Below are 14,297 nucleotides of genomic sequence, written 5' to 3' on the forward strand. Positions count from 1 at the left end.
GAGCAAGCCATGCAAGACCTCGATCCAATCGAAACCCAGGAATGGCTGGATGCCCTGGAGTCGGTCCTCGACAAAGAAGGCGAAGACCGCGCTCATTACCTGATGACCCGTATGGGCGAGCTGGCCACCCGCAGTGGCTCCCAGCTGCCATATGCGATCACCACGCCATACCGCAACACCATCCCTGTCACCCACGAAGCACGCATGCCTGGCGACCTGTTCATGGAACGCCGCATTCGCTCGATGGTGCGTTGGAACGCCCTGGCCATGGTCGTGCGCACCAACCTGAAAGACTCGGACCTGGGCGGACACATCTCCAGCTTCGCCTCCAGCGCCACCCTGTACGACATCGGCTTCAACTACTTCTTCCAGGCGCCGACCGAAGAACACGGCGGCGATCTGATCTTCTTCCAGGGCCACGCCTCGCCGGGCGTCTACGCCCGCGCCTTCATGGAAGGCCGCATCAGCGAAGAGCAGATGAACAACTTCCGCCAGGAAGTCGATGGCAACGGCCTGTCCTCGTACCCACACCCTTGGCTGATGCCTGACTTCTGGCAGTTCCCGACCGTTTCGATGGGTCTGGGCCCAATCCAGGCCATCTACCAGGCACGCTTCATGAAGTACCTGGAAGCCCGTGGGTTCATTCCGGCAGGCAAGCAGAAAGTCTGGTGCTTCATGGGCGACGGTGAGTGCGACGAGCCCGAATCCCTGGGCGCAATCGCCCTGGCCGGCCGCGAGAAGCTGGACAACCTGATCTTCGTCATCAACTGCAACCTGCAGCGCCTCGACGGCCCGGTTCGCGGCAACGGCAAGATCATCCAGGAACTCGAAGGCGTGTTCCGCGGCGGTGGCTGGAACGTCAACAAAGTGGTCTGGGGTCGCTTCTGGGATCCGCTGCTGGCCAAGGACACCAACGGTGCCCTGCAACGCCGTATGGACGAAGTCATCGACGGCGAGTACCAGAACTACAAGGCCAAAGACGGCGCTTACGTGCGTGAGCACTTCTTCAACACCCCAGAGCTCAAGGCCATGGTCGAAGACCTGTCCGACGACGAGATCTGGAAGCTCAACCGTGGCGGCCACGACCCGTACAAGGTCTATGCGGCCTACCACCAGGCGGTCAACCACAAGGACCAGCCTACCGTCATCCTGGCCAAGACCATCAAGGGTTACGGTACCGGTGCCGGCGAAGCCAAGAACACCGCGCACAACACCAAGAAGGTCGATGTCGACAGCCTGCGTCACTTCCGTGACCGCTTCGATATTCCCGTCAAGGATGCGGATCTGGAGAACCTGCCGTTCTACAAGCCCGAAGAAGGTTCTGCCGAGGCCCGTTACCTGGCCGAGCGCCGTGCAGCCCTGGGCGGCTTCGTGCCCCAGCGCCGCGCCAAGAGCTTCAGCGTGCCGACCCCTCCTCTGGAAACCCTCAAGGCGATCCTGGACGGCTCGGGCGACCGCGAAATTTCCACTACCATGGCGTTCGTGCGCATCCTGGCGCAATTGGTCAAGGACAAGGAAATCGGTCAGCGCATCGTCCCGATCATCCCTGACGAAGCCCGTACCTTCGGCATGGAAGGCATGTTCCGCCAGCTGGGCATCTACTCGTCGGTTGGCCAGCTCTACGAGCCGGTCGACAAGGACCAGGTGATGTTCTACCGCGAGGACAAGAAAGGCCAGATCCTCGAAGAAGGCATCAACGAAGCCGGCGCCATGTCGTCGTTCATCGCTGCCGGTACTTCGTACAGCTGCCACAACCAGCCGATGCTGCCGTTCTACATCTTCTACTCGATGTTCGGCTTCCAGCGTATCGGCGACCTGGCCTGGGCCGCTGGCGACAGCCGTACCCGTGGCTTCCTGATCGGCGGCACCGCCGGCCGTACCACGCTCAACGGCGAAGGCCTGCAGCACGAGGACGGTCACAGCCACATGATGGCCGGTACCATCCCGAACTGCCGCACCTATGATCCGACCTACGGCTACGAGCTGGCGGTGATCATCCAGGACGGCATGAAGAAGATGACCGAAGAGCAACAGGACATCTTCTACTACATCACCGTGATGAACGAGTCCTACCAGCAGCCAGCCATTCCGGCCGGTGCCGAGGAAGGCATCATCAAGGGCATGTACCTGCTTGAGGAAGACACTCGCGAAGCCGCACACCACGTGCAGCTGATGGGTTCGGGCACCATCCTGCGCGAAGTGCGCGAAGCGGCGAAGATTCTGCGTGAAGAGTTCAACGTCGGTGCCGACGTGTGGAGCGTCACCAGCTTCAACGAACTGCGTCGCGACGGCCTGGCCGTGGAACGTGCCAACCGCCTCAAGCCTGGCCAGAAGCCACAGCAGACCTACGTCGAGCAGTGCCTGAGCGGCCGCAAGGGGCCAGTCATCGCTTCCACCGACTACATGAAGCTGTTCGCCGAGCAGATCCGCCAGTGGGTGCCGAGCAAAGAGTTCAAGGTCCTGGGTACCGACGGTTACGGTCGCAGCGACAGCCGCAAGAAGCTGCGTCACTTCTTCGAAGTAGACCGTCACTTCGTGGTACTGGCTGCCCTGGAAGCGCTGGCTGACCGTGGCGAGATCGAACCCAAGGTTGTGGCTGACGCCATCGTCAAGTTCGGCATCGACCCGGACAAGCGCAACCCATTGGACTGCTGAGGAGTATTTTTAAGTGAGCGAACTCATTCGCGTACCTGACATCGGCAGCGGTGAAGGTGAAATCATCGAGCTGTTCGTCAAGGTCGGTGATCGTATCGAGGCTGACCAAAGCCTGCTGACCCTGGAGTCTGACAAGGCCTCCATGGAGATTCCGGCGCCAAAGGCCGGCATCGTCAAGGAACTGAAAGTCAAGCTGGGTGATCGCCTGAAAGAAGGCGACGAACTGCTGGTTCTGGAAGCCGAGGGTGCCGCTGATGCGGCCCCTGAGGCACCTGCGGCCGAACAGAAGCCAGCACAGGCCGAAGCGGCCGCACCGGCACCTGCTGCCGAGGCCGCGCCAGCACCCGCTGCCGCCCCGGCTGCCGCTAGCGTGCAGGACATCCACGTGCCGGACATTGGCTCGTCGGGTAAGGCCAAGATCATCGAAGTGCTGGTCAAGGCAGGCGATACCGTCGAAGCCGATCAGTCGCTGATCACCCTGGAGTCCGACAAGGCCTCCATGGAAATCCCTTCGCCTGCCGCTGGCGTGGTCAAGGAAGTCATTGCCAAGCTTGACGACGAAGTGGGCACCGGCGACCTCATCCTCAAGCTGGAAATTGCAGGCGCAGCGCCTGCCCCAGCGCAGGCTCCAGCCGCCGCTGAACCGGCCAAGACCGAAGCCGCACCCGCCGCTGCCCCTGCCGCTGCTGCCCCGGCTGCCGCTGCGCCTGCGCCAGCCGCAACCGCCCCGGCTGCCGGCAACAACGCCAAGGTGCATGCCGGCCCAGCCGTGCGTCAGCTGGCCCGTGAGTTCGGCGTAGAGCTCGGTGCCGTGGCAGCGACCGGCCCACACGGCCGCATCCTGAAAGAAGACGTGCAGGTTTACGTCAAGGCCATGATGCAGAAGGCCAAGGAAGCGCCGGCAGCTGCCGGTGCAACCGGCGGCGCTGGCATTCCGCCAATTCCGGTAGTCGATTTCAGCAAGTTCGGTGAAGTCGAAGAAGTGGCCATGACCCGCCTGATGCAGGTCGGTGCTGCCAACCTGCACCGCAGCTGGCTGAACGTGCCGCACGTGACCCAGTTCGATTCCGCTGACATCACTGAGCTCGAAGCCTTCCGCGTTGCCCAGAAAGCCGTCGCAGAAAAGGCCGGCGTCAAGCTGACCGTCCTGCCGCTGCTGCTCAAGGCCTGCGCCTTCCTGCTCAAGGAACTGCCAGACTTCAACAGCTCGCTGGCACCAAGCGGCAAAGCGGTCATCCGCAAGAAATACGTGCACATCGGTTTTGCCGTGGACACGCCCGATGGCCTGCTGGTACCGGTAATCAAGAACGTCGACCAGAAGAGCCTGCTGCAGCTGGCTGCCGAAGCGGCTGCACTGGCCGAGAAGGCGCGCACCAAGAAGCTGTCGGCGGACGAGATGCAGGGCGCCTGCTTCACCATCTCCAGCCTTGGTCACATTGGCGGCACCGGCTTCACGCCGATCGTCAACGCCCCCGAGGTGGCCATCCTGGGCGTCTCCAAGGCGACCATGCAGCCTGTCTGGGACGGCAAGGCCTTCCAGCCCAAGCTGATGCTGCCGCTGTCGCTGTCGTACGATCACCGTGTGATCAACGGCGCCGCCGCTGCGCGCTTCACCAAGCGTCTGGGCGATGTGCTGGGCGATATCCGCACCATGCTGCTGTAAAGCAGCGCACTGCCCCTCCTGGGGAGGGGCAGCTTCTTTTTCGAGCTGCCACGCTCGTACCTCAACCCCGTCGATTGACGGGGCTTTTTTTGCCTGGAGCAAAGTAGGCGCTGAGCGGGAACAGGATGGTCCCGGCGCACGGCCGCGTTGCCGAGCATCGCTGCAAACCCGCACTGAACAGCCGTCCTACAGATTTCGTGGTGTCGGCCGATAACCCTGTTACAGCTTCGTACATGGCCGCTTGCCAGCTATAGGGACATGATGCAACCTTGCCAGATTCGACGCGGTCCAACGGGCGCGTTCCCTCTTCAAGCGAGTCTTCGATGAAAAGCCAACCCGATGCTGGCAACCGTGTGACGGGCGAGGTCGTCACGCAGTTACCCGTGCCCTCGCGGTTGGGCATGCTGCGCTTCGAAAGGCTCAACGAAGCCAGTTGGTCGCTGCTCTACCTGGACCCGGCCTGCGAGCGCCAGTTCGGCGTTCATGCCAGTGACCTCTGCGCGCTGGTCGATGCCCCTTACGCCAGCCTCATGGAACCCGAGGCCCGCTACCGACTTCATGACGACATCCAGCTGCAACTGTCGCAACGCGGCTATTACCGCGTGCGCTACACCCTGCACACGCCAGGCGCCTCCGTGCGCATGCTGGAGGTCGGCGAAGTTTTCAAACAGCATGCACGCCAGTTGTTATGTGGTTACCTGAGCGTACTCGACGATCACCCGGAAGACACGGGCGAGACCGCCAGTGACCTGGAGTCACGCAACAACCGCCTGCAGTTGGCCCTGCAACTGAACCAGCGTGCCCAGCGTGAGCAGCTCGAGCACCTGGAGCGCGTGCGCAGCCAGCAGGACCTCATCCTGCGCCTGGCCCGTCAACGCTACAGCGCCGAGAACTCGTTGCTCGAAGCCGCCGAACTGATCACCCGTAGCGCTTGTGAGATCTACAAGATCGACTGCGCCGGTATCTGGCACTTGGAAGGCCAACGGCTTGAGCCGATCACCGCCTGGTACAGCGACGTGCAAGCGCACCGCCAGCCCGAGGCCATCGATGCCAGCCGTTTCCCGGATTACCTTGAGGCCTTGCATGCCAGCCGTGCGATCGACGCGCACAACGCCGGGCACGATCCCCGTACACGTGCATTAATGCAGAGCCTGGGGCCTGGCAACAAGGCGATGCTCGATGCCAGCATCCGCGTCGACGGACAGGTGGTGGGCGTCTTGTGCCTGGAGCAGGCCGGCCAGCCACGCGCCTGGCAGTCCGATGAGATCGCCTTTGCCGGTGAGCTGGCCGACCAGTTCGCCCAGGTCATCACCAACCACAACCGCCGTGCGGCGGCCAGTGCGCTGCACCTGTTCCAACGCGCCGTGGAGCAGAGCGCCAGTGCCTTCCTGCTGGTGAACCGGGATGGGCAGGTTGAGTATGTGAACCCAAGCTTCACCGCCATCACCCAATACAGCACCGAGGAAGTGCAAGGGCGTCACCTGGGTGAACTGCCCGCCCTTGAGAACCTCAACGAGCTGCTGTTCGACTCGCCTTCGAGCCTTGCCATGGGTAACAGCTGGCAGGGCGAATTCAAGAGCCGGCGCAAGAACCTGGAGCCCTATTGGGGGCAGCTGTCGATTTCCAAGGTGTATGGTGACAACCGCGAGCTGACCCATTACATCGGCATCTACGAAGATGTCACCCAGAGCAAGCTTGCGCAGCAGCGCATCGAGCGGCTGGCCTACACCGACAACCTGACCAACCTGGGTAACCGTCCGGCGTTCATCCGCAGCCTGGACGAATGCTTCGCCCGGGATGTGCAGAATCCGATGTGCCTGCTGCTGGTGGACATCGACAACTTCAAGCGCATCAACGACAGCCTGGGCCATCATACGGGCGACAAGTTGCTTATCAGCCTGGCCAGGCGCCTGCGCAACAGCCTGCATGCCGGCGGCATCCTGGCCCGATTTGCCAGCAACGAGTTTGCCGTGTTGCTCGACGACACCAGCCTGGAGGCTGGCCAGGGGGTTGCGCAACAATTGTTGCGCACCCTCGACAAGCCAATGTTCGTCGACAACCAGCTGATCAATGTCACTGCATCGGTGGGCCTGGCCAGTGCTCCCCAGCATGGTGCCGACCCCACCAGCCTGATGAAAAACGCCGGGTTGGCACTGCACAAGGCCAAGGCCAACGGCAAGCACCAAGTGCAGGTGTTCACTGAGGTCCTCAACGCCGAAGCCAGCTACAAACTGTTCGTCGAGAACAACCTGCGCCGCGCATTGACCCAGAACGAGCTGGAGGTGTTCTATCAGCCCAAGCTGTGCCTGCGCAGCGGCCGGCTGCTGGGCTTGGAAGCCCTGCTGCGCTGGAACCATCCCGAACGGGGCATGATCCGCCCTGACCAGTTCATCAGCGTGGCCGAAGAAACCGGTCTGATCATTCCCATCGGCAAATGGGTGGTGCGCCAGTCGTGCCGCATGAGCAACGAACTGCGTGCAGCAGGGCTTGGCAACCTGCACGTTGCGATCAACCTGTCGCCCAAGCAGTTTTCCGACCCTGATCTGGTCGCCTCGATCAGTAGCATCATCGGGGAAGAAGGCTTGCCTGCGCACCAACTGGAGCTGGAGCTGACCGAAGGGTTGCTGCTCGAAGCCAGTGAGGACACCCATCGGCAACTCGACGAACTCAAGGCATTGGGCCTGACCCTGGCCATGGATGACTTCGGCACCGGTTACTCCTCGCTGAGCTACCTGAAGAAGTTTCCGATCGACATTCTCAAGATCGACCGCAGCTTCATCAAGGACATCCCCGACAACCAGGACGACATGGAAATCACCTCGGCGGTGATCGCCATGGCCCATAACCTCAAGCTGAAGGTGGTGGCCGAGGGCATTGAAACTCCTGCGCAGCTGGGTTTCCTGCGTCGACACCGGTGTGACATCGGGCAGGGCTATCTGTTTGACCGGCCTATCCCGGGGCGAGAGCTGGCAGAGCGCCTGCAACGCTACCCGCGAGGCCCAGCCGCCTGACAGCAGCGCAAACCTCGGGCACACTAGAAACCATTCGGGCTGCATCGCAGGCTGGTCCGTCCTCACAGATCGCGCAGGTCATGTGATCGGGAGCGGACTTGTCGGCGATAGCCCTGACGCTATCCAACTGAATAGACACAGAGGAACGGCCATGGTCCTGCGTTCGGAAATACTGGTGAACAAAAATGTCATGCCCACTGCGGAGCAGGCCCTGCCTGGCCGCGAAACGCCGATGAGCCTGCCCGAGTACCACTACGTGTTCAAGGAGACGCCGCTGCTTGGGCCATTCTTCGAGGACGTGGATTTCGCGATTTTCGGCCTGGGGTGTTTCTGGGGCGCGGAACGCCGATTCTGGCAGCGTGAGGGGGTGGTCAGCACCGTCGTGGGTTATGCCGGCGGCTTTACGCCGAACCCGACCTACGAAGAGGTCTGCTCAGGCCTGACCGGGCACACCGAAGTGGTGCTGGTGGTCTTCGACAAGAGCAAAGTGAGCTACGGTGATCTGCTGACCATGTTCTGGGAACTGCACAACCCGACCCAGGGCATGCGCCAGGGCAACGATGTCGGCACGCAGTACCGCTCGGCCATCTACTGCACCAGCCCCGAACAGCTGGAACAGGCCACGGCCAGCCGCGACGCTTTCCAGGCCGAACTGAGCAAGGCTGGCTTCGGCGAAATCACCACTGAAATCGACCAGGCACCGACGGTGTACTTCGCCGAGGCCTACCACCAGCAGTACCTGGCCAAGAACCCGGACGGCTACTGCGGTATCGGCGGCACGGGCGTGTGCGTGCCGGCCAGTTTGCAAGGAAACTGAGCATGAGCACCATGACCCTGTTCCACTCGCCCCTGTCGCCATTCGTACGCAAGGTCATGGTGGTGTTGCACGAGACCGGCCAACTGGACCGAGTGGCACTTGAGCCTGTGAACATCAGCCCGGTCAACGGGGACGAGCAGCTCAACGCCGGCAATCCGATTGGCAAGATTCCGGCGCTGCGCCTGGCAGACGGTACCGTGCTGCACGACAGCCGGGTGATCTGCGAGTACCTGGATCAGCAACATGTGGGGTTGCCGCTGCTGCCCCGTGAAGGCTCTGCTCGCTGGCGACGCATGACGCTGGTCTCCCAGGCGGATGCCATTCTGGATGCGGCCGTCTCGAGCCGCTACGAAACGTTCGTGCGACCAGTCGAGAAACGTTGGGATGGGTGGCTGGAGGCGCAGGGGGACAAGATCCGCCGTAGCCTGGCCAACCTTGAGCACGCCCACCTGGCGGAGCTGATGTCAGGGTTCGACTTGGCCGCGATCGGCGTTGCTTGCGCGTTGGGGTACCTGGACTTGCGCCAGCCTACGTTCGGCTGGCGTGAACGCCAGCCTGGCCTGGCAGCCTGGTATGCCGAGGTGAGCATGCGGCCTTCGATGGTGGCAACGGCACCGGATGCCTAACAGACGGCCAGTGGAGCGGCCGCACCGATGCGCCTGCTCAGGCAACGATGATCAGCAGTCAGGCTTGCCAGCGGTGAATCGTTTTGCCGGATTCACCGCGCCCTTGAACTCGCGCAGCGCCTTGGCACCCACCAACAGCGGGTAGTTGAAGTTGCTGCGATCCACCAGGTTGACCTCCACGGTTCGCTTCACGTCTCCCAGGCACAGTTCCAGGTCTACCACCGGGCGCTTGGCACTCTCGGGTGTATCGCCCTCATCCTCGTCATCGGCACGGCCCTTGATCTTGCTGATACGCGAGACCTGGTGCTCGTAAACCTTGCCGTCGGCATCCTTGGTCGCCAGGCGGAAACGTACCCACTCCTGCCCATCGCGGGTGAACAACTCGATGTCCTTGGCCGACAGCGACGCCGTATAGGCCCCAGTGTCCATCTTGGCCTTGAGCGTCTGGCCAATCTCCGGCAGCGCGATATTCTCGTAGCGCCCGTACAGCGTAGGTTCGGCGGCCATCACCGGTAGCGTCAACAACGTCAGCACGGCAAACAGTGATTTCACAAGCAAGCTTCCTTGATCGATTTACGGGTTAGACCGCACAAGCAGCCCAGGTTCGCGGTCCAAAGCCTAACCAACATAATGTGAAACATTTGTCCGTGCCGCCGGGCCTTGGAGGTTTGGCGTAGTCCGCAAGCCTGCTTATCATTGCCGATCGTTATGGTTCTGACAGAAAGAGTCTCCTTATGCGTCGCGTGCTGACCGGCATACTCACAGCCACCTTGCTGCTGCTCAACACCTTGGTGTTGATCGGGCCCCTGCTGGTGTTCGCCTTGTTCAAACTGGTGCTACCTGGCCGTGGGCGCGACCGTGCATCAGGGGCCGTGATGTGGGTGGCCGAAACCTGGTCGGAAATCGACAAAGCCATCTTTGCCTTGTGCACACCCACCCAATGGGACATTCGCGGTATCGAAAACCTGCGTCGTGACACCTCGTACCTTGCAATCAGCAATCACCAGAGCTGGGTGGACATTCCCGCCTTGATCGAGAGCCTCAACCGGCGCACCCCCTTCTTCAAGTTCTTCCTGAAAAAGGAATTGATCTGGGTGCCGCTGCTGGGCCTGGCATGGTGGGGCCTGGACTATCCGTTCATGAAGCGCTACAGCAAGGCCTTTCTGGAGAAGCACCCCGAGCTCAAGGGCAAGGATCTGGAAATCACCAAGGCTGCCTGCGAGCTGTTCAAGCGCCAACCGGTAACCGTGGTCAATTACCTGGAAGGCACCCGCTTCACCGAGGCCAAGCGCCAGGCGCAACACTCACCCTACCGCCATCTGCTAAAGCCCAAGGCCGGTGGCGTGGCGTTCGTGCTCGCAGCGCTGGGTGAGCAGCTCGATGCGTTGCTGGACGTCACCATTGTGTACCCAGGCGACAAGGCGCCAGGTTTCTGGGACTTGCTCAATGGCAGTGTCAGCCGGGTAATTATCGACATTCAGGTGCGCGAGCTCGACCCAGCGCTGTGGGCGGGCGATTACGAAAGCGATCCTGTTTTCCGTCAGACAGTGCAGGCGTGGGTGAACCAGCTGTGGCTGGAAAAGGATGAGCGGATCGGGCGGTTGCGTTGGGAATGAATGCACTTTGTTGCTTCTGTGGCTCTAGCGCCGGCAAGCCGGGGCCTGAAGGATCATGACAGCCATCAGGACATTCAGGCGGTAGGGCTACTTGACGCTGGAACAGCCTGCCAATGCCCGCCAAACTTTTTTCGGCCTCCTGATACTTCTTGTCACACACCCCTTTTGTGGATAAAGATCGATCACAGACAACTACAAAAAACTCTGGATCGACTGATGACCCAACCATCAAGCTCAGCCCCACCCCAACTCCGTCGAGTTCTGGGCCTTCCTGCCCTGGTATTCTTCGGCCTGGTGTACATGGTCCCGCTGACCATTTTCACCACTTACGGCATCGTCACCGAGCTCACCGGTGGCCGTACGGCAGGCGCCTATCTGATCACGCTGATGGCCATGCTGTTCACAGCCGCGTCCTACAGTTTCATGGTCAAGCGCTTCCCTGTCGCAGGTTCGGCCTACTCCTACACCCACATGGCTTTCGGCCAGAACACAGGCTTTCTGACGGGCTGGTCGCTGCTGCTCGACTACCTGTTCCTGCCGATGATCAACTACCTGCTCATCGGCCTGTTCCTGAATATCGCCTTCCCAGCAGTGCCGGCCTGGGCTTTCGTCCTCGCCTGCATCGCCTTGGTGACCGTTCTCAACGTGGTCGGTATCAGCTCGGTGGCCAAGACCAGCAACCTGATCGTGGGCGCGCAAATCGTCTTCATTGGGGTGTTCATCGCGCTGTCCTGGCAGACCCTCAATCACGGCCAGCCCATCGACTGGCTGGCGCCGCTGCACGGTGACGGTAGCGCACCTGGCTTTGGTCCGATGATGGCAGGCGCGGCAGTGCTATGCCTGTCCTTCCTGGGGTTCGATGCCGTCTCCACCCTCGCCGAGGAAAGCCGCGATGCTCGGCGTGACGTGCCTCGGGCGATCATCCTCACCACGCTGTTCGCCGGCCTGCTGTTCACCGTGCTGGCCTATGTGAGCCAGCTGGTGCTGCCAGGCAGCACCTTCGCCAATGCCGATGCTGCTGCGAACGAGGTCATGCTCAAGGCGGGCGGGCAGTTCCTGGCCAACTTCTTCACTGCCGCTTATGTCGCCGGCAGCCTCGGGTCGGCCTTGGCCTCCCAGGCCGCAGTGTCGCGCATCCTCTACACAATGGGCCGTGACCGAGTGCTGCCGCAGCGCACCTTTGGCCACCTGTCGCCACGCCTCGGCACACCGGTATTCGCCATTGTGGTGGTGTCGGCGTTCTCACTGCTGGCGCTGGTGATCGACTTGTCCACCCTGGCCTCGCTGATCAGCTTCGGCGCCTTGGTGGCGTTCTCGGCGGTGAACCTGGCGGTGGTGAAGACGCATCTGATGGACGATGCCAGCCTGCGCACTGCGAAAGGGCTATTGAGCTATGGCGTAGTGCCACTAGTGGGTTTGGGGTTGACGCTATGGCTGTGGACCAGTCTGTCGGCGCTGACCTTGGTGATTGGCCTGTGCTGGTTTGCGCTGGGGCTGGCATACCTGGCAGTGCTGACCGCCGGCTTCCGCCGCCCGGTGCGCCTGGTGGACTTCACCGAGGCTGCCTGACCCAACCATATCGCGGCCTGCGCGGCCCCTCGAGCGGCCTTGCCGGGGCGCCGGAGCGGTCGGAAAGGGCCGCGTAGCTGTCCCGGCAATCTCCGAGGCGAAGCTGAAATTCCGGAGCCGCTACGCCAGGGCGGCTCCCCTGAAGTAGTCTGAAGCCAGCGGCGTGCACTAGTAATTCTGCTAGTTGTACCTGGCCTCGAAAGCGCCAAAACTCAGGCTTACCGACTTGCAAGGCCAAACCCTGTGTCAGCAGCGCTGCGTGCCTATTGCCCTTACGGGTACCACCAAAATCAAGCAAGCCCTGCATCCATGCTTGGCTTCAATGGTGAGCGATACGACCCGTTTACTTATGGGTATGCCTTGGGTCAAGGCTACCGTTGCTACAGCCCGACATTGATGCGTTTCCAAGGGCCAGACGACCTCAGTCCGTTTCTAGAAGGAGGGTTTAATACCTATATTTATTGCAAGGGTGATCCCGTTAATTACCAAGACGACTCAGGGCGTGCTCCGACGCCCGCGCAACTGAATGCGGCCATCAATAAGCTGAAGCCCGTTTCATCGGCCCGTGCCGAACAGCAAATCTTTACCAAAACAAATAGGGGCCACGAGCAACCCGCCGCCCGTGCGATTAAAATGAAGCAGAAGGCAAAAAGCGTGAGTTTTGCGGGAGACACCATCTTTGAAAGGAACCGCTCTGCTCATTACAGGGAGTACCAAGAGCGAAAAAAACTTATCAACGAAATGAATCGGCTTCATACATTCAATGAGTTACTGAATAACGACCTAAATCAACTCTGGAGCCCTGTCACTCGAAGCACCTATCGAGCGTATAACCTCTTATCCGCTTATCGGCGCCGGCTTGAGTCGATCAATCACAGCCTCCGTGAAGTGCAGTTGGAAAAGGAAGCAATCCAGTTACGCCTGCAACAAATCCGGCGATAAAGCACGCTATTTCACACCGACGGAGTGGCTGCCGCTGCTGGCATAGTCCATAGACTACCCAGATTCTGCAACAACGACCCGGCAATCCCCTGCTGCCCTAGGTACTGCAGCAGCAACGGCGCGAACTGCCCGATCATCACGGTATCCATACCCAGCGCCTTGAACGCATTATCCAGGTCGCTGCGGCTCTGCTATTTTTGCTCGCAGTAACTGACCTGACATTTCTGCCAGTAGCCATTGATTCGAAAGCGCTCAATACTAAAGCGCCGAACCAACCAACTGCAGGGAACTACCTCATGAAAAAAAATGTTGAAAACACATTTTTCTTTTATCGAGATAAAACATTCGTCACCGCCAAGTCAGGGCAACACTCGCAAGGAGTTTTACGCATTTCCAATGAATGCCTCGCCCAGTATGGCACTGGAGGCACTCGGATACTGTCCATTGACGAAAATGGATCAGTAATGCGAGTAGACGATGCCTCGAAGAGCGAAATCTACAGCTACGCGGTATACGGATACACTTCGACACTGACACCACCGAAATCACTGATTGGATTTAACGGAGAAAGATTTGAAAACTCGCCGCATATTTATTTATTGGGCGCAGGCTACCGAACCTATAGCGCAAAGCTCCACCGCTTCCACAGCCCTGATAATTTAAGCCCATTTGACGTAGGCGGATTGAATTCTTATAGCTATTGCACTGGCGACCCAGTAAACACCACAGATCCAAGCGGACACTCTGGTCTTCTCACAAGACTGTTCAAAGGACTAGGCAATATGCTTGGCCTCAGAAAACGAAACAGAGTATCCATTCACACCGGAACGCCTGCTTATAACTCAAACAGTGCCCATTCCTTAAATTTTGCCGGCGTGGCGAACACCATCACACAGAGTGAAATAGCAGATTCTGTATCTGGAAGAAGTAGTGTTACTACCCGCTCCATGGTCTCCACTCTTGATTCCTTTCGAAAGTCCACGACCCAATCACTGCCTGAGAATCTCCACTCAAATCAAATCAGCGAATTCGATTCATTTGCCAAACTAAAAAAAATGGACACCCGCGCTCGCACATTATTATGGGTTGACAACACACGTAACGTCACGAATGTAGAAGCCTTTACTGGGTTACCTGAAGAGCTCCTGATAGATTCAGTCAGTAAAAGCCTGGTCACTCAGCACAATGGAATCATCAAGAACAAGCTACTAAAAAGAGGCGTGCACAAGTACCCAGCAAATGGACCCGGCATCATGTATAAAGGTCGTGTCTATACAAGCACGCAAAGAATCCAACGCTTAATCCGGGAGCGAAACAACTGAAGGCGCGCTTCCACAAAGTGCGCCCCAGCTTGTTGCCATTGGCCAAGACTGCACCCTTCATTAAGCCTTTAAACAG

The 14,297-nt window shown here is 59.9% G+C and carries 10 protein-coding genes and 1 pseudogene; 9 read left to right on the forward strand and 2 right to left on the reverse strand.

The genetic code is table 11. From position 1 onward, the window contains the following. Positions 1–9: 9 nt before the first annotated feature. The 5 genes from aceE to CWR53_RS20750 all read left to right on the forward strand — a co-directional run bounded on the left by aceE (position 10) and on the right by CWR53_RS20750 (position 8,772). Positions 10–2,655: a pyruvate dehydrogenase (acetyl-transferring), homodimeric type gene (gene aceE / locus CWR53_RS20730; protein ID WP_058602988.1), complete on the forward strand. Its 2,646-nt coding sequence runs from the start codon at positions 10–12 to the stop codon at positions 2,653–2,655. A 13-nt stretch (positions 2,656–2,668) separates the two neighbouring features. Beyond that, entirely contained in the window at positions 2,669–4,318 is a 1,650-nt protein-coding gene (aceF, locus tag CWR53_RS20735; protein ID WP_100852379.1) for a dihydrolipoyllysine-residue acetyltransferase, read from the forward strand. Between the two features lie 323 nt (positions 4,319–4,641). Further along, a complete protein-coding gene (locus CWR53_RS20740) occupies positions 4,642–7,329 on the forward strand; it encodes a bifunctional diguanylate cyclase/phosphodiesterase (RefSeq protein ID WP_058602986.1) in 2,688 nt (895 codons plus the stop codon). Between the two features lie 151 nt (positions 7,330–7,480). Then, a complete protein-coding gene (gene msrA / locus CWR53_RS20745) occupies positions 7,481–8,146 on the forward strand; it encodes a peptide-methionine (S)-S-oxide reductase MsrA (protein ID WP_100852380.1) in 666 nt (221 codons plus the stop codon). Positions 8,147–8,148: 2 nt separating this feature from the next. After that, positions 8,149–8,772 carry a glutathione S-transferase gene (locus CWR53_RS20750; protein ID WP_100852381.1) on the forward strand — a complete coding sequence of 208 codons (624 nt, stop codon included), beginning with the start codon at positions 8,149–8,151 and terminating at the stop codon, positions 8,770–8,772. A 51-nt stretch (positions 8,773–8,823) separates the two neighbouring features. On the opposite strand, the gene CWR53_RS20755 is transcribed toward CWR53_RS20750, so the two are convergent. Then, positions 8,824–9,324, reverse strand: coding sequence for an ATP-dependent zinc protease (locus CWR53_RS20755; RefSeq protein WP_058602983.1), 501 nt, complete (start codon positions 9,322–9,324; stop codon positions 8,824–8,826). Positions 9,325–9,506: 182 nt separating this feature from the next. Between CWR53_RS20755 and CWR53_RS20760 the strand changes: the two genes are divergently transcribed. From CWR53_RS20760 to CWR53_RS20770, 3 genes are all read left to right on the forward strand, one after another. Beyond that, positions 9,507–10,388: an acyltransferase gene (locus CWR53_RS20760; RefSeq protein ID WP_058602982.1), complete on the forward strand. Its 882-nt coding sequence runs from the start codon at positions 9,507–9,509 to the stop codon at positions 10,386–10,388. Positions 10,389–10,604: 216 nt separating this feature from the next. Further along, complete coding sequence (locus tag CWR53_RS20765) at positions 10,605–11,957, forward strand: APC family permease (protein ID WP_058602981.1); 1,353 nt, start codon at positions 10,605–10,607, stop codon at positions 11,955–11,957. A gap of 243 nt (positions 11,958–12,200) precedes the next feature. Then, positions 12,201–12,899 (forward strand): RHS repeat-associated core domain-containing protein, encoded by a 699-nt coding sequence (locus CWR53_RS20770; protein WP_258313173.1) that lies wholly within the window; start codon positions 12,201–12,203, stop codon positions 12,897–12,899. Between the two features lie 11 nt (positions 12,900–12,910). Here CWR53_RS20770 and CWR53_RS20775 read toward each other — a convergent pair. Beyond that, a pseudogene (locus tag CWR53_RS20775) lies at positions 12,911–13,090 on the reverse strand (DUF2780 domain-containing protein); the annotation flags it as partial. Between the two features lie 105 nt (positions 13,091–13,195). Here CWR53_RS20775 and CWR53_RS20780 point away from each other — a divergent pair. Then, positions 13,196–14,221: an RHS repeat-associated core domain-containing protein gene (locus tag CWR53_RS20780; protein WP_100852384.1), complete on the forward strand. Its 1,026-nt coding sequence runs from the start codon at positions 13,196–13,198 to the stop codon at positions 14,219–14,221. The last annotated feature ends 76 nt before the right edge of the window (positions 14,222–14,297 follow it).

This window comes from Pseudomonas sp. SGAir0191 (assembly GCF_002812565.2).
GTDB lineage: Bacteria > Pseudomonadota > Gammaproteobacteria > Pseudomonadales > Pseudomonadaceae > Aquipseudomonas > Aquipseudomonas parafulva_B.